This is a genomic window from Palleronia sp. THAF1, from assembly GCF_009363795.1.
Lineage (GTDB): Bacteria > Pseudomonadota > Alphaproteobacteria > Rhodobacterales > Rhodobacteraceae > Palleronia.
The window spans coordinates 2,138,816-2,162,651 of record NZ_CP045420.1 but is presented as its reverse complement, the minus strand read 5'-3'; the positions used below and the strand labels follow the sequence as shown (position 1 = coordinate 2,162,651).

At 61.7% G+C, this 23,836-nt stretch carries 18 protein-coding genes and 1 other RNA gene; 14 read left to right on the top strand and 5 right to left on the bottom strand.

Features of this window, described 5'->3' with window-relative positions:
- The first annotated feature begins 4 nt into the window (after positions 1-4).
- Genes FIU81_RS10665 through FIU81_RS10655 form a run of 3 tightly spaced genes read left to right on the top strand, consistent with a single transcriptional unit; the run spans position 5 to position 5,716 of the window.
- On the top strand, positions 5-1,636 hold the full coding sequence (locus FIU81_RS10665) for an alpha-D-glucose phosphate-specific phosphoglucomutase (protein WP_124112221.1): 1,632 nt from the start codon (positions 5-7) through the stop codon (positions 1,634-1,636).
- A 13-nt stretch (positions 1,637-1,649) separates the two neighbouring features.
- Positions 1,650-4,022, top strand: coding sequence for a glucosylglycerol hydrolase (gene gghA / locus FIU81_RS10660; protein ID WP_124112220.1), 2,373 nt, complete (start codon positions 1,650-1,652; stop codon positions 4,020-4,022).
- Positions 4,022-5,716 carry an FMN-binding glutamate synthase family protein gene (locus tag FIU81_RS10655; RefSeq protein ID WP_124112219.1) on the top strand — a complete coding sequence of 565 codons (1,695 nt, stop codon included), beginning with the start codon at positions 4,022-4,024 and terminating at the stop codon, positions 5,714-5,716. The genes gghA and FIU81_RS10655 overlap by 1 nt, the downstream gene beginning before the upstream one ends.
- A 70-nt stretch (positions 5,717-5,786) precedes the next feature.
- Here the strand turns inward: FIU81_RS10655 and FIU81_RS10650 are convergent, their stop codons facing one another.
- Complete coding sequence (locus FIU81_RS10650; protein ID WP_124112218.1) at positions 5,787-6,737, bottom strand: glucokinase; 951 nt, start codon at positions 6,735-6,737, stop codon at positions 5,787-5,789.
- A complete protein-coding gene (locus FIU81_RS10645) occupies positions 6,734-8,059 on the bottom strand; it encodes a GH1 family beta-glucosidase (protein WP_124112217.1) in 1,326 nt (441 codons plus the stop codon). Before FIU81_RS10645 ends, FIU81_RS10650 begins: the two co-directional genes overlap by 4 nt.
- A 231-nt stretch (positions 8,060-8,290) precedes the next feature.
- Between FIU81_RS10645 and FIU81_RS10640 the strand changes: the two genes are divergently transcribed.
- The 6 genes from FIU81_RS10640 to FIU81_RS10615 all read left to right on the top strand — a co-directional run bounded on the left by FIU81_RS10640 (position 8,291) and on the right by FIU81_RS10615 (position 15,614).
- Positions 8,291-9,646: an ABC transporter substrate-binding protein gene (locus tag FIU81_RS10640; protein WP_124112216.1), complete on the top strand. Its 1,356-nt coding sequence runs from the start codon at positions 8,291-8,293 to the stop codon at positions 9,644-9,646.
- A gap of 150 nt (positions 9,647-9,796) precedes the next feature.
- Positions 9,797-10,777, top strand: coding sequence for a carbohydrate ABC transporter permease (locus FIU81_RS10635; protein WP_124112215.1), 981 nt, complete (start codon positions 9,797-9,799; stop codon positions 10,775-10,777).
- The gene (locus tag FIU81_RS10630; RefSeq protein ID WP_124112214.1) at positions 10,777-11,928 is read left to right on the top strand and encodes a carbohydrate ABC transporter permease; all 1,152 of its coding nucleotides are present in this window, start codon (positions 10,777-10,779) and stop codon (positions 11,926-11,928) included. The genes FIU81_RS10635 and FIU81_RS10630 overlap by 1 nt, the downstream gene beginning before the upstream one ends.
- The gene (locus FIU81_RS10625; protein ID WP_124112213.1) at positions 11,929-13,584 is read left to right on the top strand and encodes an alpha-glucosidase family protein; all 1,656 of its coding nucleotides are present in this window, start codon (positions 11,929-11,931) and stop codon (positions 13,582-13,584) included. It abuts the gene before it with no gap.
- Between the two features lie 12 nt (positions 13,585-13,596).
- Positions 13,597-14,706 (top strand): ABC transporter ATP-binding protein, encoded by a 1,110-nt coding sequence (locus FIU81_RS10620; protein WP_124112212.1) that lies wholly within the window; start codon positions 13,597-13,599, stop codon positions 14,704-14,706.
- 221 nt (positions 14,707-14,927) lie between these two features.
- The gene (locus tag FIU81_RS10615) at positions 14,928-15,614 is read left to right on the top strand and encodes a GNAT family N-acetyltransferase (RefSeq protein ID WP_216644251.1); all 687 of its coding nucleotides are present in this window, start codon (positions 14,928-14,930) and stop codon (positions 15,612-15,614) included.
- Between the two features lie 23 nt (positions 15,615-15,637).
- Here the strand turns inward: FIU81_RS10615 and FIU81_RS10610 are convergent, their stop codons facing one another.
- The 3 genes from FIU81_RS10610 to FIU81_RS10600 all read right to left on the bottom strand — a co-directional run bounded on the left by FIU81_RS10610 (position 15,638) and on the right by FIU81_RS10600 (position 16,818).
- The gene (locus tag FIU81_RS10610; RefSeq protein WP_124112210.1) at positions 15,638-16,063 is read right to left on the bottom strand and encodes an ester cyclase; all 426 of its coding nucleotides are present in this window, start codon (positions 16,061-16,063) and stop codon (positions 15,638-15,640) included.
- Positions 16,064-16,126: 63 nt separating this feature from the next.
- Positions 16,127-16,475: a transfer-messenger RNA gene (gene ssrA / locus FIU81_RS10605) on the bottom strand.
- Positions 16,468-16,818: a DUF4345 family protein gene (locus tag FIU81_RS10600; RefSeq protein ID WP_152460914.1), complete on the bottom strand. Its 351-nt coding sequence runs from the start codon at positions 16,816-16,818 to the stop codon at positions 16,468-16,470. The genes ssrA and FIU81_RS10600 overlap by 8 nt, the downstream gene beginning before the upstream one ends.
- Positions 16,819-16,944: 126 nt before the next feature.
- On the opposite strand from FIU81_RS10600, the gene FIU81_RS10595 reads away from it, so the two are divergent.
- The 5 genes from FIU81_RS10595 (at position 16,945) to FIU81_RS10575 (ending at position 23,823) form a co-directional block, all read left to right on the top strand.
- The gene (locus FIU81_RS10595) at positions 16,945-17,934 is read left to right on the top strand and encodes an MDR family oxidoreductase (RefSeq protein WP_124112209.1); all 990 of its coding nucleotides are present in this window, start codon (positions 16,945-16,947) and stop codon (positions 17,932-17,934) included.
- 116 nt (positions 17,935-18,050) lie between these two features.
- Positions 18,051-19,697, top strand: a complete 1,647-nt coding sequence (locus FIU81_RS10590; RefSeq protein ID WP_124112208.1) for a BCCT family transporter — start codon at positions 18,051-18,053, stop codon at positions 19,695-19,697.
- Positions 19,698-19,812: 115 nt separating this feature from the next.
- The gene (locus tag FIU81_RS10585; protein ID WP_124112207.1) at positions 19,813-21,477 is read left to right on the top strand and encodes a BCCT family transporter; all 1,665 of its coding nucleotides are present in this window, start codon (positions 19,813-19,815) and stop codon (positions 21,475-21,477) included.
- A gap of 106 nt (positions 21,478-21,583) precedes the next feature.
- Positions 21,584-23,005: a cryptochrome/photolyase family protein gene (locus FIU81_RS10580; RefSeq protein ID WP_124112206.1), complete on the top strand. Its 1,422-nt coding sequence runs from the start codon at positions 21,584-21,586 to the stop codon at positions 23,003-23,005.
- 104 nt (positions 23,006-23,109) lie between these two features.
- Positions 23,110-23,823, top strand: coding sequence for a L,D-transpeptidase (locus FIU81_RS10575; protein WP_124112205.1), 714 nt, complete (start codon positions 23,110-23,112; stop codon positions 23,821-23,823).
- Positions 23,824-23,836 lie beyond the last annotated feature (13 nt).

The window sequence follows — 23,836 nt, the reverse complement described above, 5'->3', positions numbered from 1 at the left end:
ACGCATGGAACGCCTGACGATCGAGACGACGCCGATAGACGGACAGAAGCCGGGCACCAGCGGTCTGCGCAAGAAGACAAAGGTCTTCATGCAGACGCACTATCTGGAGAACTTCGTGCAGGCGATCTTCGACGGGATCGGTGGCGCGGACGGCAAGACCTTGGTTCTGGGCGGCGACGGGCGTTACTTCGGCGACCGCGCGGCGCAGGTAATCCTGCGAATGGCAGCGGCGAACGGGGCGGCGCGGGTGATCGTGGGGCAGGGGGCGCTGATGTCGACGCCTGCAGCGTCCAACCTGATCCGCAAGCGCGGCACCGATGGCGGCATCATCCTGTCGGCCAGCCACAACCCCGGCGGGCCGGACGAGGACTTCGGTGTGAAGTTCAACGGCCCAAACGGTGGACCTGCATCCGAAGAAGTGACCGGGCGCATATTCGAGGCGACGACGAAGCTGTCGGCCTACCGAATATTAGAGGCTCAGGACGCCGATCTTTCCAATATCGGAGAGCAAACCTTGGGCGACATGATCGTCGAAGTCGTCGACCCGGTAGCCGATTACGCCGCGCTGATGGAAGAGTTGTTCGACTTCGACGCGATCCGCGCGCTGATTGATGGCGGCTTTCGGCTGTGCTTCGACGCGATGCACGCGGTCACGGGGCCTTACGCGAAAGCGATCCTAGAAGGAAAGCTCGGCGCATCCGAAGGGTCTGTCATCAACGCTGTGCCAAAGCCTGACTTCGGGGGCGGCCACCCCGACCCGAACCCCGTTTGGGCCAAGGAGCTGGTGGATATCATGGGCGGCGTCAATGCGCCCGATTTCGGCGCGGCCAGCGACGGTGACGGCGATCGTAACATGATCATGGGGCCGGGGATGTATGTCGCGCCTTCGGACTCCCTGGCGGTTCTGGCGGCGAACGCTGACTTGGCGCCCGCCTACGTCAAAGGGCTGGCGGGGGTGGCGCGGTCGATGCCGACATCGCAAGCCGTGGATGTGGTTGCCGATGCCAAGGGTTTGGATTGCTACGAGACTCCGACGGGCTGGAAGTTCTTCGGCAACTTGCTGGATGACGGGCGGATCACTCTATGCGGAGAGGAATCCGCCGGGACCGGCAGCGACCATGTTCGCGAGAAGGACGGTCTTTGGGCCGTGCTGCTCTGGCTGAATATCTTGGCGGTGAAGAAGCAGGGCGTGGTCGAGTTGATGCAGGCGCATTGGGCCGACTACGGGCGCAACTTCTATTCTCGCCATGACTTCGAAGGCATCGAGACCGAGAAGGCCGAGGCGCTGATGGGTGATCTGCGCGCCCGGCTGGATGATTTGCCGGGCAAGACCGTCGCAGGTCGCAGCATCGAGGCGGCGGATGAGTTCGACTACCACGATCCGGTTGACGGCTCTATTGCCAAGCGGCAGGGCTTGCGCGTCTATCTGGACAATGGCGGTCGTATTGTGCTGCGCCTGTCCGGCACGGGCACCAGCGGCGCGACGCTGCGGGTCTATCTGGAAGACCGATCCGAGGACCCCGCCACGTTCGACCGCGATGTGCAGGACGCATTGGGCGAAGTGATCGAAGCCGCGCACCAGATCGCGCGCATAGAACACCACACGGGCCGTACTGAACCTGACGTGCGAGCCTGAGAAGGGACAGACCATGAGCTTGAAGACCCGCGTAACGGCCGACATCGATGTGGCCGAGGGCCTTGCCGCGCAATGTCGCAAGGCGATGCACACCTCCGAGACGATGTTCGACGCGCACGAGGCGGTGGCTCGGCGGCTGGGCGGTCACGTGGACGGTGACGTGGCGACTTTCGGCTTCTGGACGCCTGAATTGCAGGACGCACGCATCCCGGATTCGGATGTCTTCCTTGAAGTGCTGTCCCCTGCCGGTTCGCTGGATCTGACACGGGCCCATCAATCGGTGACGTTCGAGCGTATTTACCTGCCCGTCGCCCGGTTCGAGGCACATACTTTCGCCGCCGCGCGCGGCATGCGTGCGGGCAACCGTCTGGAAGGCGGGGACTTTTATGCGCTGGTCTGGCGCGATCAGAACGACGAATGGCACCGGATCCTTGACCCTCTGGCGATGTCTCTGCCGTTCGGCGCACTGGCCCCAGCCGAGCTTTACGACATCGAGAAATTGCAGGCCGAGCGGAAGGACAAGGAATATTGGAAGGCGCTCTCGGGTGAAACTCCGCACAAGTTCGGCCCGCCGACGAACATCTTGCAAATCCATATTCCCACGGCGACCGCGGGCGGCACGCTCGCCAGCCTGACCCGCCAGTTCGAACGCCTGTCCGAACGTCTGCGCGGCGATCTGCCCAAGGATCCTTCGGATGAAATCTACCTTGGCTACGACGCGGTGCAATTGCTGCCCGTTGAGCCCACGACCGTCTATGAGACCGGCCCCGGCTTTTGGAACGAAGCCCCGGTCGATTCCGACGCCTCAGAGGTCGAGATCGAACTGACCAGACCCGACACGACGAATTGGGGCTACGACGTGGTGATCGCTGGCATGGCCACGGTGAACCCCGTTCTGCTGGAAACGGGCCGCCCGGATGAGCTGGCCGACTTCGCCGCCGCCCTGCACAACTTCCCGAACAAGCCCAAGATGCTGATCTTCGACGTCGTGTTCGGGCATTCGGACAATCAGGGGCTGAACGCGCTGAACAGTCACTTCTTTGCCGGGCCGAACATGTACGGCCAGAACATGGATTACAAAAACCCGGCGGTGCGCTCGATCCTGCTGGAGATGCAGCGCCGCAAGGTGAATTTCGGTGCCGATGGCGTCCGCGTGGATGGCGCACAAGACTTCAAGTGGTGGGACCCGGAGGCGCATGAGTTGCGTCACGACGACGAGTTCCTGAACCAGATGTCCGACATCGAAGAGAACGTCGCGGGCACCACTTATCGGCCGTGGTTCGTGTTCGAGGATGGCCGCCCTTGGCCGCAGGAAGACTGGGAGCTGTCGTCCACCTACCGCGCCGTGATCGAGCAGCACCGCGACCCGGACGTGTTCCAGTGGGGGCCGCTGACTTTCGCGCATAATACTCCATTCATCTACGGCTACTGGCTGTCGAAGTGGTGGCGCATCAAGGAGATGCTCGATCGTGGGTCGAACTGGATTTCGGGCACCGCGAACCACGACACGTTGCGGCGCGGCACGCAGGTGAACCCCAAGCTGAACATCAACACTCGCTTGGGTGAAACGCGGATGGAGATCTTGGAAAAGGCCTACGACAACCCGGCGGTCTCGATGCTGACCTATGCCGCGTTGCCGGGCGTGCCGATGGACTTCCTTAACGCCACCGCTCGGGCGAACTGGGGCTTTATCCGCAACCAGGACGATCAATATGGCGTCAAGGTCGTCGCGGAAGAGGCGATCAGCCTGAAGTGGCAGGTGGACGAATACCGCTATTCCGTTCCGGGCAATTTCCGCCGCTTGAAAGAGCTGGGCTACGAAACGCGCGACGAACTGCGTCGCTTCTTCGAATTCCTGCCCGCGCTGGTCGAGGTGACGGATTACGATCTGGACCACATCGCCAAGCTGTTGAACGGGGTCGAGCCGCCACTGTCAGGCCCGGAGCATTTCACCGTCGCCGACCTGAAGGAAATCGCGCGGGCGTGGATGGATGACATGCACGAATACTGCAATGTCAGCAATTCGCACTCTGCTCTTAACCCGGTGCAAACGAAGTTCATGCTAGCGTTGCGAAACTTTCGCAGGGCGAATCCATGGCTTCGTGATAATCTTGGGCCAGAGGATCGGTTCGACTACATGCAACCCGTGGATGGGCGGACCGTCTTCACCAGCTATCGCAAAGGACCGGACATAGAGGTGTTTGCAATCACGCATATGGAAGGTGGGGCCACGTCGGATTTCGATCCGCTGCGCTTGCCCATCGACGGTCTGAAAGGCGCGGGGTGGCGCTGTGTTCTGCGGACGCCGGGGATCGGTGACGACTATATTTCCGGCCCGATCGTGCTGCGCGATTCTATGGGTCTGGTCTTTGAAAGGACCGTATGATGTTCAAATGGTTGCCCTTCGATACCTCTCGCATCGGCTCGTTGGAACGGTTCGGCGGGCTTGTCGTCGTCGCGGTCCTGGCCGTTCTGTCGCTGGTCGCCGCCGTATTGGACGGGGGCTGGTGGTGGGTGCCCACGCTGGTGCTGATCGCGCTGACGGTCATGGGCATTCAGGATCTGATTCAGACGCACCACGCAATCCTGCGCAACTATCCGGTGCTGGGGCACATCCGCTTCTTCTTCGAAAAAATCCGCCCCGAGATCCGCCAATACTTTATCGAATCCGATCAGGACGAAGAGCCGTTCAGCCGCGAGGACCGCTCCATCGTCTATCAGCGGTCCAAGTCGGAAGAGGCCGCGCGTCCCTTCGGGACCAAGAAGTCGGTGTATGAGGGCGGTTATGCCTGGATGACCCACTCCATCGTGCCGACACACCTGTCCGAACAGGACTTCCGCGTGCGGATCGGCGGGCCAGACTGCGCGCAACCCTATGACGCATCGCTGTATAACGTATCGGCCATGAGCTTCGGCTCGCTGTCCGGCGCCGCGATCGAGGCGATCAACAAGGGCGCCGCGCGGGGCGGGTTCGCGCAGGACACGGGCGAGGGCGGGATCAGCAAATATCACCGCAACGGCGGCGATCTGATCTGGGAAATCGGATCAGGCTATTTCGGTTGCCGCACCGATGACGGGCGCTTCGATCCCGCGAAATTCAAGGCGCAGGCCAGCGACAGACAGGTCAAGATGATCGAGATCAAGCTGAGCCAAGGGGCCAAGCCGGGCCATGGCGGCATGCTGCCCGCCGCGAAGATCACCGAAGAGATCGCTGAAGCGCGCGGTGTGCCGATGGGCAAAGACTGCGTCTCGCCAGCCGGTCACAAGGAGTTCTCGACGCCGATCGAGTTGTGCGAGTTCATCGCCGAGTTGCGTGATCTTTCTGGTGGCAAGCCTGTGGGCTTCAAGCTGTGCATTGGCCACAGGCGTGAGTTCATGGGCATTGTGAAGGCGATGCTGGAAACGGACATTTATCCCGACTTTATCGTTGTGGACGGCACCGAAGGCGGCACGGGTGCCGCTCCGCTGGAGTTCGCGAACCATGTCGGCATGCCGCTGACAGAGGCGCTGACCTTCGTGCACAACACCCTGCGTGGCGCGGACATACGCGACCGCATCCGCATCGGCGCGTCGGGCAAGCTGATCCACGCGTTTGACATCGCGCGGGCCTTCGCGCTGGGGGCCGATTGGTGCAATTCCGCGCGAGGCTTCATGTTCTCGGTCGGCTGCATTCAGGCGCAGGCCTGCCACACGAACCACTGCCCGACCGGCGTGACCACGCAGGACCCGCTGCGCCAGCGCGCGCTTGTGGTGCCCGAAAAGGCAGAGCGGGTGGCGAATTTCCACCGCAACACGATGAAGGCGCTGAAAGAGATGACAGAGGCCGCCGGCCTCGACGATCCGCGCGACTTCCTGCCATATCACTTCATGAAGCGCGAAGGCGACGGGTCCATGGTCGAGGCGTCGGATGTCTGGAGCTATCTGCCCCTTGGCTTCCTGATCCGCGACGTGGGCTTCGACGACGATGTCTTCCGCCGTCGCTGGGACCGCGCGTCTGCCGATACATTTAAGCCGCCAGAGCCCGGTGGCCGCGTACAGACCAAACGCGATGTGGACAGCCCGGCGCAGGCGGCGGAGTAGGCGCTGGATGCGCATCGCGCCGTGATTACCGCAAGGGGCCTGGGCTTTTTGGATAGAAAGCTTGTTAAGCCTATTGCGGGCGATCCATCAAAGAGTCCACGTGCCGTGCGCAACCGGTCAGGGCAGCATAGTCGTCTTCGACGCCCCACACCGCGAACTGCTCCATGAAGCCCGAAAAGCGCCCCTTTCCACGGAAGGCTTCGGTGAAGCCGTAGCGCGACAGATAGGGGCGCATCGCGCTGGCCATGCCGCCGACAAGGTAAACGCCGCCGAAGGGCAGATGAGTGAGGGCCAGATCTCCGGCCACGCGGCCTAAGGCCCGGCTGAACGCCGTGGCTGTTTTCACCGCCGCCGAGTCTGATCCATCCGCGATGGCGGCCATGACCTCTGCCGAAGTCTTGCGTGCACCGCCCGATGCCCAGTCATAGACCCGTTCGATCCCGCGCCCCGAGAGCACATCCTCGACCCCCGGAAAGCCGTGGTGCGGAGCGACGTGTTGCGCAAGGCTCCAATCGTCGGCGGACAGGACTGGAAAGGTCGTGTGGCCGCTTTCACAGGGCGGCACGTAGCGGCCAGTGTCGGTTCGGAAGACCGGGACGGCGTTGAAGCCGGTGCCGCAGCCGATGACCAGCTTGGCATTGTGATCCTCCCCGTCCGGACCGGGGATCAGAGGTACAAGGCTGTCGCGGGACAAGACTGGAACCGCGTGGCCCTGTGCTTGCAGGTCGTTCAGAAGCGCGACCGTGCCCGCACCCGTGCAGTCCGACAGCGCGTCGCGGTCGTAGCGCCAGCCAAGGTTGGTCAGTTCTCCGACGCCGTCCATCACCGGACCGGCCAATGCGATGCAAGCGCCGTCGCAAGTCACGTCGTGAGCTGACAGGAAAACCGTGTAGATTTCCGACAACCCGCTGTGGTCTGCATTACGGAAGCGGCGGGTGGTGGCGGCGTCGACCACGCCGTCGCGCGCCAATGCCACGCGGGTGTTTGTGCCGCCCACGTCGGAGACTAGCGCGACGGTCATTGGGCCAGCGCCTTTTGCAATGCCAGATAGGAGGCTTTCGGCGTGCGAGTCTGGCTCGCGTAGTCCACATGAACGATGCCGAACCGGGGCACGTAACCTTCGGACCACTCGTAATTGTCCAGCAGGGACCACGTGAAATAGCCCTTCACCGGGATGCCTTCGTCGATGGCGCGCTTCACTTGGGTCAGGTGGGTGTCCAGATAATCGATGCGCTTGTCGTCCTTCACCGCGCCGTTCACCAGCTTGTCGTTCCACGCCATGCCGTTCTCGGTCACGTAAAGGGGCAGGCCGCGGGTGTAGCCGTCGTGGACGCGTTTGAGGAAGGCATGCAGGCCTTCGGGATAGATTTCCCAGCCCAGCTGCGTCTTCGGCAGCGATCCGGGCACCTCTTCTAGATGCGGCCACGGGCCGGGGGCGGCGGCGATGCGTTTGCGCGTGTAGTAGTTCAGACCGACCCAATCGAGCGGTTGGCCGATCAGGTCGAAGTCGTCCTGATAGTTGTCGGGCATGTGGGCGCCAAGGCCTTCCATCACGTCCGCCGGATAGGATTTGTTCATCAGCCCGGAAATGAAGAAGCGGTTGTAGTAGCCATCATAGGTGCGGGTCGCGGCAGCGGCCTCTGGACTGCCGTCGGCGGGCACGGCATATTCGAAATTGCAGACCGCGCCGAGGTTCGACATGCCCAAGCCGCGCATCACTTCGGTCGACCGTCCATGGGCGAGCAGCACGTGGTGCATGGCGCGGGCGGTGGCGCGGATGTCGCGCAGGCCGGGGGCGTGGTGGCCAAGGAAGTGGGACATGAAGCCGACGCACCATGGTTCGTTGATGGGGGCGGCGGACCAGACACGGTCGCCGATGCGCTCCATCACCACTTGCGTGAAGTCCGCGAACCAGCCTGCTACGTCGCGGTTGCGCCAACCGCCAAGGTCGTTCAGCGCAGAGGGTAGTTCCCAATGATAGAGCGTCGCGGCGGGCTTCAGGCCACGTTCCAGCATGCCGTCGACCAGCTTGTCGTAGAAGTCGAGGCCCGCCTCGTTTACCGGGCCGCGCCCCTCTGGCATCACGCGCGCCCATGACGTTGAGAAGCGGTAAACGTCGAAATTGGCGTCGCGCATCAGGTCAAGGTCTTCGGGCCAGCGGTTCAGGTGGTCGCAGGCGACCGCGCCGTCGGTGCCGTCGGCGATGTTGCCCGGTGTTTGCGCGAAGTCGTCCCAATGGGTGCGTCCCGCGCCGCCTTGGGCGTGCCCCTCGATCTGGTAGGAAGACGTGGCCGCCCCGAACAGGAAGTCGCTGGGGAAATCTTGGCGCGTATGGCTGAACATGGGCTCTCCGGTATATGTTACCGGGAACATAGGCGGCGGATCCGGGGGCGTCAAAGAAAGGACGCGGGCAGCCGCTAAAATTCTAACGCTCTGGAACGCAACAAGAATTGCGCTTTGCAATGCGCTGCTAGGCCTCTATCTTGCATAGGCCAGACCCCGCACCATCGGGCCGCGTACGGCGCGTCGGTGGCAAGCGGGGCAATAGCAACGATAAAATGGGAGAGAGAACATATGAAAACCACCGCACTTTATGCAGGCGCTGCCGTAATGGCGCTGACCGCTGGAATGGCGAACGCCCAGATGGTGTTCGAAAAAGGCGAAGGCGCGTTCAGCTGGGATAGTCTGGAAGAGTTCGCCGCGAACAACGACTTCTCTGGCGAGACCGTTGACATCACCGGCCCGTGGACGGGCAACGACGCCGAGCTTGTGAACTCTGTCATCGACTATTTCGAAGATGCGACCGGCGCGTCCGTCAACTACTCTGGCTCCGACAGTTTCGAGCAGGACATTGTGATCTCGACGCAGGCGAATTCCGCCCCGAACATCGCCGCCTTCCCGCAGCCTGGCTTGCTGGCTGACCTGGCCGGTAGCGGCGCGATCACGCCGCTGGGCGAAGAGACTGCCAGCTGGATCGCCGAGAACTACGCCGCCGGCCAATCCTGGGTCGATCTGGCATCGTTCGAGGGCGAGGATGGTGAGACGCAGCTGATGGCGTTTCCCTACAAGATCGACGTGAAGTCGCTGGTCTGGTACGTGCCCGAGCAGTTCGAAGAGGCTGGCTATGACGTGCCCGAGTCCTACGAGGACCTGAAGGCGCTCACCGAGCAGATGGCCGCTGACGATGTGACCCCGTGGTGCATCGGTCTGGGTTCCGGCGCCGCCACAGGCTGGCCCGCGACCGACTGGGTCGAAGACCTGATGCTGCGCACCGTGACGCCTGAGCAGTACGACGCGTGGGTCGCCAACGAGCTGGCGTTCGACAGCTCCGAGGTCACGAACGCCATCGCGGAATACGGTTACTTCCTGCAGGACGGTTTCGTGAATGGCGGGCGTGAAGCTGCGGCCACGACCGATTTCCGCGACGCCCCCGGTGGCCTGTTCCAGTTCCCGCCAGAGTGCATGATGCACAAGCAGGCGACCTTCATTCCGACCTTCTTCCCCGAAGGTACGGAAGTCGGCACGGACGTGGACTTCTTCTACTTCCCCGCCCCGTCCGAAGGTGATCTGGGTCAGCCCGTCTTGGGTGGCGGCACCATGTTCGCCGTGACCAACGACAGCGAAGCGACACAGGGCTTCATCGAGTTCCTGCAACTGCCCTTGGCGCACGAAATTTGGGCCGCTCAGGGTGGTCTGCTGACGCCGCACACGGGCATCAACCCCGAGGTCTTCGCCTCTGACACCGCGCGTGCGACCAATGACATCCTGCTGAACGCCACCACGTTCCGCTTCGACGGCTCTGACCTGATGCCGGGCGAAATTGGTGCGGGCGCGTTCTGGACGCAGATGGTCGAGTTCACGACCGGAAGCCAGGACGCCGAAGCCACCGGCGCGGCGATCCAGGAGCGTTGGGACAACCTGCAGAACTAAAGGTTATCGGCTTTGATAGCGAAGGGCGCGCCTATGATCGGCGCGCCCTTTTTGCGTTCATAACTGGCCGGATGCGGTTGCAAGGGCACTTTTGTTAGCGCAAGCTGATCTCAACGCGGGGGAAACCCGCAACCAGGGAGGGGAAAGCCGATGCCTGTCATCCTACAGGGATTGATCACGATTCTGGTCGGGGTAGGGGGATGCGTCGGCTACTTCTACTTTTCGAACCTTCTGCTGGATAAGGTCATCTTCCCGGCCAAGGGCGAGAACATCGGTCGCAATATCAACCGCGCCAATGCCGTGCGGCCCTGGCTGTTCCTGTTCCCGGCGGTCTTCGTTCTGGGCCTGTATCTGGTCTATCCGGTTATCGGCTCTTTCATCCGCTCGCTCTACGGGCGGAACCCGGACGATTTCGTCGGCCTCGGCAACTACATGTCCTTGGCGCAATCATCCGACTTCCGGGTGTCGTTCTTCAACAACTTCCTGTGGGTCATCGTCGTGCCCGCGCTGTCGACCTTCTTCGGCCTTCTGGTCGCGCAACTGACTGACAAGCTCAGCTGGGGCAACTTCGCGAAATCGCTGATCTTCATGCCGATGGCGATCAGCTTCGTGGGCGCCTCGCTGATCTGGAAGTTCGTCTATGCCAACGACGGTGACATCGGCCTGATCAACGCGATCCGGGGTGTTTTCGGCTTCGACAATCCCATCGACGTGTTGCAGATCCCGTTCTGGAACAACCTGTTCCTGATGGTAATCCTTGTGTGGATCCAGACAGGCTTTGCCATGGTCATCCTGTCCGCCGCCCTGCGAGGTATCCCCGAAGAAACCATCGAGGCCGCCATCCTGGACGGCGCAAACCCGTGGCAGTTGTTCTTCAAGATCAAGGTGCCGCAGATCATGGGCACGATCGTGGTGGTCTGGACGACGATCACGATCCTTGTGCTGAAAGTCTTTGACATCGTCTACACGATGACCGGAGGCAATTTCGGGACTGAAATCCTGCCCAGTTACATGATGGACTTCATGTTCCGCGACGACGGACGCGCGACCGCCATCGCCTTCATCATCATGCTCGTGGTGCTGCCGGTGATGATCTGGAACATCCGTGAAGCCCGCAAGGAGATGCGCTGATGGATAACATTGCTGGAACGAAGTCCTCGCTGACCTGGGCGACGCACATCTCTGTCGTGTTTCTTGTTCTGCTGTGGCTGATCCCGACCATCGGTCTGTTCGTGTCGTCCTTTCGGGATCGTGACCAGATCTCTGCATCGGGTTGGTGGGAAGCGCCTTTTGCGGTTGAACTGACAGCGCGCGGACGCACCGGGACAGAAGCAACGCAGGAGGGCGGGATGTATGTCGTGACCGGCAACATCTACGACGACCCCGAGGCGCAAAGTTACTTCCCCGGCGGCGGTGGAGAGATCGTGGCCTTCGGCACCTCTGGCCGCAACCCCGGCGAGTTTCCGGCGGGGGAACCGGTGGATATCGGTGACGGTGAAACACTGGTTGTCAACAGTGATGGGTCTTACGAATACCGCTCACCCGAGGATCCCGGCGACCGGGGGCAGCGGGTGTATTTCGCGGCTGAGAGCCCGCCCAACTTCACGACCGCGAACTATGAGCAGGTGCTGACGGCGGACAATATGGATCGCGCGTTCATCAACACGCTGACGGTGACGATCCCGGCGACGATCATCCCGATCCTGATTGCGGCCTTCGCGGCCTATGCCTTGGCTTGGATGGATTTCCCCGGACGGGGTGTCTTGATCGCCGTGGTCGTGGGGCTGCTGGTTGTACCGCTGCAACTGGCTCTGGTGCCGATGCTGAACCTGCACAACGCCATCGGGGTGGGGCAGTCTTTCGTGGGCATCTGGTTCGCGCATACGGCATTTGGTATGCCGCTGGCCGTGTATCTGCTGCGCAACTACATGGTCGGCCTGCCGCGCGACATTATTGAAAGCGCCAAGGTCGATGGGGCCACCGACTTCGAGCTGTTCCTGCGCATCGTGCTGCCGCTGTCTTTGCCCGCGTTGGCTGCGTTCAGCATCTTCCAGTTCCTGTGGACGTGGAACGATCTGCTTGTCGCCAAGGTTTTCCTGCCGTCCGATGACGCAAGCAAGGTGATGACGGTGAAGATTGCAGACGATCTTCTCGGCTCGCGCGGCGGCGACTGGGGCATCCTGGCCACTGCCGCTTTCGTGTCCATCGCGGTGCCGCTGGTCGTGTTCTTCTCAATGCAGCGCTTCCTTGTGCGTGGCTTGCTGGCGGGGTCGGTCAAGTAAATGGCATTCGTCGAACCCACCGAAGATCGGCCCGTCGTGGCCGCCGCTGGCGATCCGGATTGGTGGCGGGGCGCGGTGATCTATCAGGTCTACCCGCGCTCTTTCCAGGACACGAACAACGACGGCATCGGTGATCTTTCGGGCATCATCCACCGGATGGAATACCTGTCGAAACTCGGTGTTGATGCGATCTGGATTTCGCCCTTCTTCAAAAGCCCGATGCTGGATTTCGGCTACGACATCTCTGGCTTTCGCGATGTTGACCCGATGTTCGGTTCCATGGGTGACTTCGATGCGCTGATCGAACGGGCACACAGCCTTGGCATCAAGATCCTGATCGACCTGGTGCTGTCCCATACCTCGATGGAGCATCGCTGGTTCCGCGAAAGCCGCACCAGCCGCGACAACCCCAAGGCGGATTGGTACGTCTGGGCCGATCCAAAGCCGGACGGCTCGCCCCCCAACAACTGGCTGTCGATCTTCGGCGGGTCCGCGTGGGAGTGGGAAGGCGAGCGGATGCAGTATTATCTGCACAACTTCCTGATCGAACAGCCCGACCTGAATTTCCATAACCCGGATGTGCAGGACGAACTGCTGAACATCGCTCGGTTCTGGCTGGATCGGGGCGTGGATGGCTTCCGTCTGGACGTGGTGAACTTCTACTTCCACGACGCGCAATTGCGTGACAATCCGGCACTGAAGCCAGAGGATCGCAACGACAACACCGCGCCCGCGGTGAACCCCTACAATTTCCAGGATCACCTGTATTCCAAGACCCAGCCCGAAAACCTGGCCTTCCTGGAACGCTTGCGCGGCGTGATGGACGAATACCCCGCTATCACCAGTGTGGGCGAGATCGGTGAAAGCCAGCGTGGTATGGAAACGCAGAACGCCTACACATCGAACGGGCGGTTGCACATGGCCTATGACTTCGACTTCCTGTCGACGGTCTATCCATCCGGCGGTCGTATCCGGCAGGTGTTGGAAAAGTTCGACCGTATCGTGACCGAAGGCTGGGCTTGCTGGGCGTTTTCCAACCACGACGTCGTGCGCCACGCCACGCGTTTTGATCTGAACGTCTCGCAACGCAAGCTCTATGCCGCGATCCTGATGACGCTGAAGGGCACCGTGTGCCTGTATCAGGGGGAAGAACTCGGGTTCACCGAGGCCTACGTCGGCTACGAGGATCTGCAGGACCCCTACGGCAAACGCTTCTGGCCAAAGTTCAAAGGCCGTGACGGATGCCGCACACCGATCGCCTGGAACCGGGACCACCACGGCGGTTTCTCGGATGTGCGACCGTGGTTGCCGGTGGCGCTGGAACACGTTGAAAATGCAGCCTCGTCGCAAGAGCGCGATCCGGGGTCGGTGCTGTCGTTCTACCGCGCCTTTATTGCGTTTCGGCGGACGCAGCCTGCGCTGGCGAAGGGTGATCTGAAGGTCTTGGAGGCTGACGACGACCGCCTGATCTTTCGACGGGAACACGACGGGCAGACCGTCTGGGTCGCCTTCAACCTGACCGATAGCGACATGACCGTGGCGCTGCCCGACGGGAATTGGGACCTGTTGGATGACGCGCCATTCACACATCAAGAAGACGACGACACCGTCGTTCTGCCCGCATGGCAGGGCGCCTTCGCGACGCCGCGACACTAGGGAGAGACCGCAATGGCCAATGTGAAACTGACGGACGTCGCCAAGGCCTATGGCAACGTCAAAGTGCTGGACAACATCAACCTCGATGTCGCGCAGGGCGAACTGGTGGTGTTCGTCGGCCCCTCTGGCTGCGGTAAGTCCACGCTTTTGCGCATGATCGCTGGCCTGGAAAAGATCACCGCTGGCACGCTGGAGATCGACGGGCAGGTGGTGAACAACGTGCCGCCCAGCCAGCGGGGTATCGCGATGGTCTTCCAAAGCTACGCGCTCTATCCGCACATGACCGTGCGCGACAACATGGCCTTTGCGCTGAAGATCGCGAAAAAGTCCAAGGAAGAGATTGAAGAGCGGGTGAACAACGCCGCCAAGATCCTGCAGCTTGATCCCTATCTGGACCGCCTGCCCAAGGCGCTTTCGGGTGGCCAGCGGCAACGGGTCGCCATCGGGCGGGCCATCGTGCGCGACCCCAAGGTGTATCTCTTCGACGAGCCGCTCTCGAACCTCGATGCCGCCCTGCGCGTCGCCACACGGATTGAGATCGCGCAGTTGAAAGAGCAGATGCCGGACTCCACAATGGTCTACGTGACGCACGACCAGGTCGAAGCGATGACGCTGGCCTCGCGCATCGTCGTGCTGGCAGGCGGCGGGATCAGCCAGGTCGGAACGCCGCTGGAGCTGTATGAGAAGCCTGAAAACGAGTTCGTCGCACAGTTCATCGGCTCTCCGGCGATGAACCTGTTGCCGGGCGAGATCATCGAGACGGGCCAGCGCACAACGATCAAGATGGACGGCGGTGGTACGGCCGTGTCGCACTATCCTTCGAAGGATTCCGACAAGGGCGCGAAGGTGAAGGTCGGCGTGCGGCCAGAGGATTTCGTGGCCGCCCAAGACGACTTCATCTTCGAAGGCAAGGTCGACATCGTAGAGGCGCTGGGCGAGGTGACGCTGCTGTATTTCGAAACGGGCGATGCATCCATGGAAGACATGGAAAAGGGCGACGCCGCGGTGATCGCCAAGCTGCAGGGCACCCACAAGGACCTGCGCGGCAATACGGTGAAGCTTGGGGCTGATCCCAGCAAGGTGCATGTCTTCCGCAACGGACGATCCATGCTCTACGCTTAATGCGGTGTTAACCGGGCCGATGCAGGCTCGGTTGGATGGAACTAAATCATGTGACTGACGCGGCATCTTGGGGTGACCTGGTTGCCCCGGCGCCTTTGGGGCAGAGCTGGGCCTATGGCGCAGCAGCAGAGAGGCTGGGTGCCCGGGTGCATCGCTTTGCGGTGCAAGACGGCGGACGGCCTATTGGTGCTGTGCAATGTACAGAGCGGCGTCTTGGCCCATTGAGGTTTCTGTACAGCCCGAACGGCGTTTGGCAGGGTGACGATGCCGTGTTGCGGGCGATCATCGCGGGTTTTTCCAAGCCCACGATCTGCGTTGCGCCCGCGTCGAGCGGACTTCGACTGGGCACCACACCAGAGATTGCAATCTGCGATCCCTCTGCTCCGCGTCCCAAGCCGTGGCGCAATGCCGTTGCGCGGGCAGAGCGTAGCGGGCTTTGCATCATGGATCATGGCGGTTGCCCGGATTGGCTGTGGCGCGGGCAGGTGCGTCAGGCAAGGGCGCGACGCTACATGGGTCTGCCGCGCCGGTGGTTGATCGCGATGGAACGCGCGACGCCCGGCACCGTCCGCAGTCTAGCGGCGTATCAGGGCGGTGATCCGGTGGCAGGGATCACGATGCTGCGCCACGGGCGGCGCTGGACCTACCAGATCGGCTGGACGAGTGCAGAGGGTCGACGCTTGGGCGCGCACAACCTGTTGCTGGACATCGCCATGCGCCGTGCGGCAGAGGCGGGGGTGCAGGTCTTCGATCTGGGTATGGCCCCGACGTCCATGCCGGGTCTGCGGCGCTTCAAGCAATCTTGCGGAGCGCTGATCGAGCCTGCTCGGGTGGTTCGGTTGGTTCGACGCGACCGCCGGGCCCCATCCGTTCAAGTGCCCAGAACACCACTTCTGACCGACCGGTGATCTTCGCCTTCACCTGATGTGTGCTAAGCCGCCATCGTCCCCGCCAGCGCTTGTTCCAGCAGATCATCCGGCAACACGCCGAGTTCCGTGAACAGGCCGATCATGTCGAAGTTGTTGTAGGCCTCTGCGATCAGGTCGTCTTGAAAGCGCAGCATCACCTGCCCGGTTATCGTCACGTCATTGCCACTGCTGCGGGACACCGCATGCCCGCGGATCAGGTAAGAGGCCCAATCGCCTTGTGCGACAACCCGTTCCACTTCCCATCGGGGTGGGTGGATAAGCAACAGGATCGCACCGGCGAAGGTCACCAGATCTTGCGGTGTCAGGCTTTCGTCGCTGCCCAGACCGTCGATCCGGGCATCGGGCGCGAAATAGGCCGTCGCGGCGTCGGGGTTGCCGTTCGCCCAGACGCTGTCGAGAAAGTCGACGAGGAAAATGTGGTGATTCATAGAACATACCCATCGCTGCCAACGTCGCAACAATATGCAGGAAAGGTATGAAAAAAGGGTGAAAGTGCAGGCTTCTGTTGCCAGGTGCCTGCGAACCCCGCCTTACGCTGCTAGGCGCAAGGACTTAAGTTTCGGTATCCCGAACTGCTTACGCAGCAAGGGCGACCGGAGCACGATTGTCGTTGGCAATTGTACTTTTTCGGACCGATATCGGTGGTACCTCACCGAGACAAAGCTACCCCTTTAGACGTCCGTCGATCCTGTTTCGACCCCATGCACCCCAACGATGGGTGATTTGGTGGAGTCGCCGGGTACCGCCCCCGGGTCCGATCCGCTTATTACGAGCGCGTTTATGTCCATAGTCCCGAAGGACACAACGAATATGTGCCGAACCGCGCGCGATTTCAAGTCAGGTTGATCGAGATTGCCAACACGCCGACGATCGCTTCGACCGCGAAGAAAACGAGTTTGTTGCGCGTCACGCCATCCAACAACAGCGAGGTTGCGCGCCCGACGGCACCGCCACCCCAGGCAAAGCCGATCATCGCGTAGGCGATAGGCGATCCCATCAGCAATGCACCTACGCCAAGGCCCACGAACAGCGCACCGGACGCGGCGCGTACCTCTGAAATGCCCATGGTCGAGCCGGTGTCCTTCGTGTCCAGCATGTCCATCGTGTAGCGCGGTGCCAGCCAGCCGATGGCACCGAAACCGATGGAGAGGAGGGCGAAAACGATATTCAGCAGGTCGACCATGGGCAGGCTCCGATATGCGGTGGGTATGCGCGCCAACCGCGCAGGGCACGCGATGTTCCCGTATGGACCCTGCGACGCTTCGGCCTATCGTTTGCGTGAACGGGACACATGCGAAGGGCCAATCATATGAAAGCGTTGATCGTAGAGAAGGGTGAGGACGGCAAGACCAATGCCGCCGTGCACGACATCGAAGAAAGCCGCCTTCCGGACGCGGATGTGACCGTCGCGGTCGAGTATTCGACCCTGAACTACAAGGACGGCCTGTGTTTGGGACCGGGCGGCGGCTTGGTTCGCAACTACCCCCACGTGCCGGGAATCGACTTCGCGGGCACCGTCGAAAGTAGCGAACACGAGTGCTACAAGCCCGGCGACCGCGTTGTACTGACCGGCTGGCGCGTGGGCGAGGCGCATTGGGGCGGATATGCCGAAAAGGCGCGGGTGAAGGCAGAGTGGCTGGTGCCGTTGCCCGACGGTCTGACGACGCGTCAGGCGATGGCGGTTGGCACGGCGGGATTCACCGCGATGCTGGCGGTCATGGCGCTGGAAGACCACGGGCTGACGCCGGATGCGCCAGAGCCAGTGCTTGTGACAGGCGCTTCGGGTGGCGTCGGATCGGTTGCCGTCGCGATCCTTGCGAATTTGGGCTACAAGGTTGCCGCCGTAACGGGTCGCTCGGACAATGCACAATATTTGAAAGATTTGGGCGCGACAGAGATCGTGGACAGGTCGGAATTGTCCGAAACTGTCAAACGCCCGCTAGAGTCCGAGCGTTGGGCGGGCTGTGTGGACGCGGTTGGCGGACCGATGCTGGCACGCGTCTTGGGGCAAATCGTCTACGGTGGCAGCGTCTCTGCAGTGGGACTTGCGGGCGGTGCGGACCTGCCCGCGACCGTCATTCCGTTCCTGCTGCGCGGCGTGAACCTTCTGGGAATCGACAGTGTCATGCAGCCTTACGACAACCGTTTGCGGGCTTGGCAGCGGATCGCCAGCGATCTGCCCATGGAAAAGCTGGAGTCGATGGTGCAATCGGCCAAGCTGGAAGATCTGCCGGACCTTGGCGCCAAGATATTGAAAGGACAGGTGAAAGGGCGCGTTCTAGTCGAGATCGGGGCGTGATGATCGGTCAGGCGACTACGTCTGGCACAGATTCTTTTGCGATCAGGTAGCCATTGCTCGCGCTTCATGTGAACTTCGCCACTTGATTGGAAACGTAACGAGGGAAGGGAAACTCTATGACAGAAGACTCCCCGGGGGTGGATATCCCCACACCGGACGGTCGGGTTAATCTGATCGAAACGGACTACACGGTCGGCGATGACAACTTCGAAGGCAAGGTTGGGCCACTGAAGTTCGATATTCACAATCCGGTCTTCCTGATTTCGTCTTTGACGGTCGTGGCCTTCACGCTTGTCACCCTGATCTTCCAGGACAGTGCTTCTGCGGTGTTCAACTGGATTTTCACTTTCGTCACGACGACCTTCGACTGGTTCTTCCTGATGGCGGCCAACATTTTCGTCGTCTTCTGCCTGTTCTTGTGCGTCTCGAAGTACGGAAAGGTCAGGCTGGGCGGTTCGGAAGCGACGCCTGACTACACCTATTTGTCGTGGTTCGCGATGCTGTTTGCCGCCGGTATGGGCATCGGCCTGATGTTCTTCGGCGTGCTCGAGCCGGTGTATCATATGCAGGTTTCAGGTCCTCTCGGTCTTGAGGGGCCGTTCAACGACGACGGAAGCGTCAATCCGGATATGGTCGCCGATGCGCGTGCCCACGGTCTGGCTGCCACGATCTTCCACTGGGGTCTGCACCCTTGGGCGATCTACGCGGTCGTCGCTCTCAGCCTTGCACTTTTCACGTATAACAAGGGTCTGCCGCTTTCGATCCGCTCTGCCTTCTATCCGCTGCTGGGCGACAAGGTCTGGGGCTGGCCCGGCCACGTGATCGACATCATCGCCGTGTTCGCCACATTGTTCGGTCTGACAACCTCGCTGGGCCTTGGCGCGCAGCAGGCGACGGCAGGCATGAGCTACGTCTACGGCATTCCCGATACGCTGAACACGCAGATCATCGTAATCATCTGCGTCACGGCGGTTGCGTTGATCTCTGTGGTGCGGGGCCTTGATGGCGGTGTGAAGATACTGTCGAACATCAACATGGGCTTTGCGGCGCTGTTGCTTCTGTCGGTATTCATCTTCGGGCCGACCCTGCGTATCTTGCAGGACTTCGGCACGGGCCTGTTCACTTACGCGCAGGATGTGATCCCGCTGTCCAACCCGTTCGGACGTGAAGACGATAGCTATCGCGAAGGCTGGACCTCGTTCTACTGGGCGTGGTGGATCAGCTGGTCACCCTTCGTCGGCATGTTCATCGCCCGCGTCAGCCGGGGCCGCACAGTGCGTGAGTTCATCACCTGCGTCATCCTGATCCCGACGCTCGTGTCGGTATTCTGGATGTCGGTCTTCGGTGGCACGGCCATCGATCAGGCGATCCGAATGGGCACCGAAAGCGGAGTCTATGAGAACGTGATCGCCAACTACGACGCTTCCATCGCCATGTTCGCGATGTTGGGAGAACTGCCGTTAACCTCGATCCTGTCCACTGTTGGCATCATTCTGGTTCTGGTGTTCTTCATCACGTCGTCGGACTCCGGCTCGCTTGTGATCGACACGATCACGGCAGGTGGCAAGACCGAAGCGCCCACCGCGCAGCGCATCTTCTGGTGCACGACCGAAGGCATCGTGGCTATCGTTCTGCTGATCGGTGGAGGCCTGACGGCCCTGCAAGCAATGGTAAACGCGACCGGGATCTTCTTCACGGTCGTCCTGCTGTTCCTGTGCTGGTCGATCTGGGAAGGCTTGCGAACTGAACCCAAGAGCGGTTAATAAATGACATAGAGCGCCCCGCGGGTCACCCGCGGGGCGCTTAAAAAATAATGGCTATGCACGGCGCGGAGACACCTCTTGCGCCGTTTTTCGTAGCGAAACGGGGAACCAGAGAATGAAACCACCTATTACGGAACTCGACATCGATACGGCCGATAGTGGCTACTACGAGGGCTTTACCAAGATCGTCACCATCACCTCGAAGGTGATCATCGGCACGTTGATCGTCTGGGCCGTCGCCTTTCCCGATCAGGCGGGCGCGTTCTTAAGCTCGATCAACAGCTTTATCCTGGCGTTCTTCAATGTCTGGTACATCTACGCCATCGCGCTGTTCCTGTTCACCTGCATCGCTCTGGCACTCATTCCGACCAGCGGGCGGCTTAAGCTGGGCCTAGACCACGAAGAGCCTGAATTTGACAGGTTTTCATGGTTCTCGATGATGTTCGGCGCGGGTATCGGCATCGGGATGCTGACCTTCGCGACGGCAGAGCCGCTGTATCACTGGCAGTCGAACCCGGACACCATCCGCGGGCTGACCGAAGGCAGTTCCGCCGGAAACGTGCGGGCAGCCTATGAGTGGTCGTTCCTGCATTGGGGCTTCGGCGCGTGGGGCGCCTATGCGCTGGCCGGTCTTGGTCTGGCGTTCTTCTCTTACCGTCGCGGTCTGCCGCTGACGATCCGCTCCTCTTTGACGCCGCTGTTCGGTGAGCGTTTGGCCGGGCGCACGGGCCACATCGTGGACATCGTCGCGGTCGTCGCAACTGTTCTGGGTGTGGCGCAGACGCTGGGCTTCGGAGTTGAGCAGTTCATCGCGGGTCTGGAACGTGTCGGGTTCGGCGGCTGGCTGACGGTACCGGACGGCGAGGGTGGATCGACGTCCTCCACGCTGGGTATCATCGTGGCGCTGGTCATCATCATGGGCGCATCGACGCTGTCCGCGCTGTCGGGCGTCGGCAAGGGTATCAAGTGGCTATCAAATATCAACATGGCCCTGTCGTTCTTCCTGCTGACCTTCTTCCTGATCTTCGGCTCGACCTTCTTCGGTCTATCGGCGTTCTTCGTCGGCGTGGTCGATTACGTCATCGCGCTTCCGGGCATGATGTTCACGATCTGGAGCGCGGATGCGGGCGGCACCGAGGGTGAGCTGGGCAGCTGGCAAGCCGCGTGGTCCGTCTTCTACTGGGCTTGGTGGATCGCCTTCGCGCCCTTTGTCGGCTTGTTCCTTGCGCGTATCTCGAAGGGTCGGACGATCCGCGAATACGTGCTGGGCGCGGTGATCGTGCCGTCGCTGATGTGCTTCGTTTGGTTCGCCATGGTCGGTGGCACTGCGATCGATCTGGAGCTGAGCGGCGTGGCCGAAGGTGCTATCGTCGGGGCCGGTCAGGAAGATCAGCTGTTCGCGATGCTGGCGGTAATGCTGGCCCCGTGGCTGGCGTTCCTGTTCTCGATCATCGTCGTGATCCTGCTGCTGACGTATCTTGTGACCTCGGCCGACTCGGCTGTGCTGATCATCAACACGATCAACGCGGCGGGTGATGAAAGCCCGAAGGGACGCAAGCACATCATTTTTTGGGGTGCGGCGCTGGCGCTGGTCGTCGGCTCGCTTCTGGTGGGCGGTGGCCTTGGCGCGGTGCAGACCGCGATGGTGATCGGCGCGCTGCCGTTCTCGGTGGTGATGGTGCTGATGTGCTTCTCGCTCTTCAAGGCGATCTTCCGCGATTACTACCGCGAGAAGGCCGGCGTCGCGACGCTTTACGATCCGGCAACACCCGCCGAGTGATCTGACGACAGTTTGGAATGGGCCCGGTTCGCCGGGCCTTTTTCGTTTGAAGGGTGGTGTGCTGCGCGCCCTTTGCGCCAGCCGCCCGCGGCCTAAGTCCCGCGTCATGTCAGATGCACCTATCATCCTGTGGTTCCGCCGCGATCTTCGCCTTTCGGACCACATCGCCCTGAGCGCCGCGGTCGAGACCGGACGCCCGATCATCCCGGTCTTCATCCATGACGAGGTGGTCGAAACCCACGGTGCCGCGCCGAAATGGCGTTTGGGGCTGGGCGTCGAACACTTCGCCCAGCGGCTGGAAAGCATCGGTTCCCGCCTGGTCCTGCGTCGCGGCGATGCGCGCGTGGTGCTGGACGGTTTGGTGCAAGAGACGGGGGCCACGACCGTATGGTGGACCCGCGCCTATGATCCGGACAGCATCGAGCGCGACTCCGGCGTGAAGTCCGCGCTGGAAGGTCAGGAGGTCGAGGCGAAAAGCCACCCCGGCCATATCCTGTTTGAGCCTTGGACCGTCGAGACGAAGACGGGCGGCTATTACAAGGTCTACACGCCATACTGGAGGGCGGTGAAGGATCGCGGGCAGGATGCGGCCTTGCCCGCGCCGACTGAATTGCGAGCGCCCGACAGCTGGCCCGACAGCGACGCGATTGCCGATTGGGGCATGGGCGCTGCCATGGACCGGGGCGCGGACGTGGTGCGCCTCTACCTGACGCTGGGCGAAGAGGCGGCGCAGCAGCGCATGGCTACCTTCGTGCAGCACCGGATCGGGGACTACGACAACGCGCGTGATTTTCCGGGGGTCGAGGGCACCAGCGGCCTGTCCGAAAATCTGACCTATGGAGAGATCAGCCCCCGCGCCTGCTGGCACGCCGGGGTGCGGGCGATGGAGGATGGCAAAGACGGGGCCGAAACCTGGCTGAAGGAACTCGTCTGGCGCGACTTCGCCTATCATCTTGTCTATCACACACCGCGCCTGACCAGTGGCAACTGGCGACCCGAGTGGGATGCCTTTCCGTGGAACGAGGATGAGCGCCTCTCGGAAGTGAAGGCATGGAAGCGGGGGCGCACCGGCATCCGTTTCGTCGATACGGCCATGCGCGAGATTTACACGACAGGACGGATGCACAACCGCGCGCGGATGATCGTGGCGAACTACTTGACCAAGAACCTGATGTGCCATTGGAAGATCGGGCAAAAGTGGTTCGAACATTGTCTTGTGGATTGGGATCCTGCGTCGAATGCGCTGGGCTGGCAGTGGGCCAGCGGACCGGGGCCGGATGCGGCGCCCTACTTTCGCATCTTCAACCCAGTTACGCAGCTCGACAAGTTCGACAAGGATCGCGCCTACGTCACCGCTCATCTGGCAGAGCTGAGCGACCAGCCGCCCGAGACGGCTCTGGCGTTCTACGATGCCATCCCGAAGCGTTGGGCAATGTCGCCGGATGATGCCTACCCAGAAAAGCCGATCGTCGGCCCGAAAGAGGGGCGCGAGCGGGCATTGCAAGCCTACGAGAATCGCACCTTCTAAACGCTGGTTATCGGCAACCACGCAGACGTGATGAGGGGCGTGGCTTGGAAGTTGGCGGGGTGGCGGGTAACGCGCTTGCAACTTTGTTTGCCAAAGGCTTGCCCATGTTGACCCGTCGCCACTTCCTGCTGACCGCCTCTGCCATGTCGCTGACGGCTTGCGCCAGTCAATCGCCAGAAGCCGCCGTCAGCCGTATGGCCCCGGTCGAACCGGTCGCCCCACCACCACCACCGCCAATGCCCGCGATGTACAATGCGGTGATGACCGAACCTTTCCCAATCCCAGCCGTGCCCGCCGGCGTGGTCGAGCCGCGCCTGTGGCGGCGCGAAGTGGCGAACCCGCATCGGGACTACGCGCCCGGCAGCCTGGTTGTGGATCCCGACGATGCGTTTCTGTATCTGGTTCAAGAGGGTGGCACGGCTATGCGCTACGGTGTGGGCGTGGGCGCTGCTGGCTTCGACTGGTCAGGGCAGGGCGTCATCCAGTACAAACGAAAGTGGCCGCGCTGGACACCGTCCGATGAATACGTGGCGCGCCAGCCGAAATATGAGCCGTACTCCATCGCCAATGGCGGGATGGATGCGGGGCCGGACAATCCGTTGGGCAGCCGCGCGCTGTATATTTTTCAGGACGGTGTCGACACGCTTTACCGCGTCCATGGGGCCTGCGAGCCGGAGTATCTGGGCAAGAACGTCTCTGCCGGGTGCATCCGGATGCTCGATCAGGATGTGATCGATCTGTTCGAGCGTGTCTCCGACGGTGTGACGGTAACTGTCCTGCCTTCCGTCAAACCGGGGCGGTTCGAAGGAATATACTGATGGCGGTCGGGGA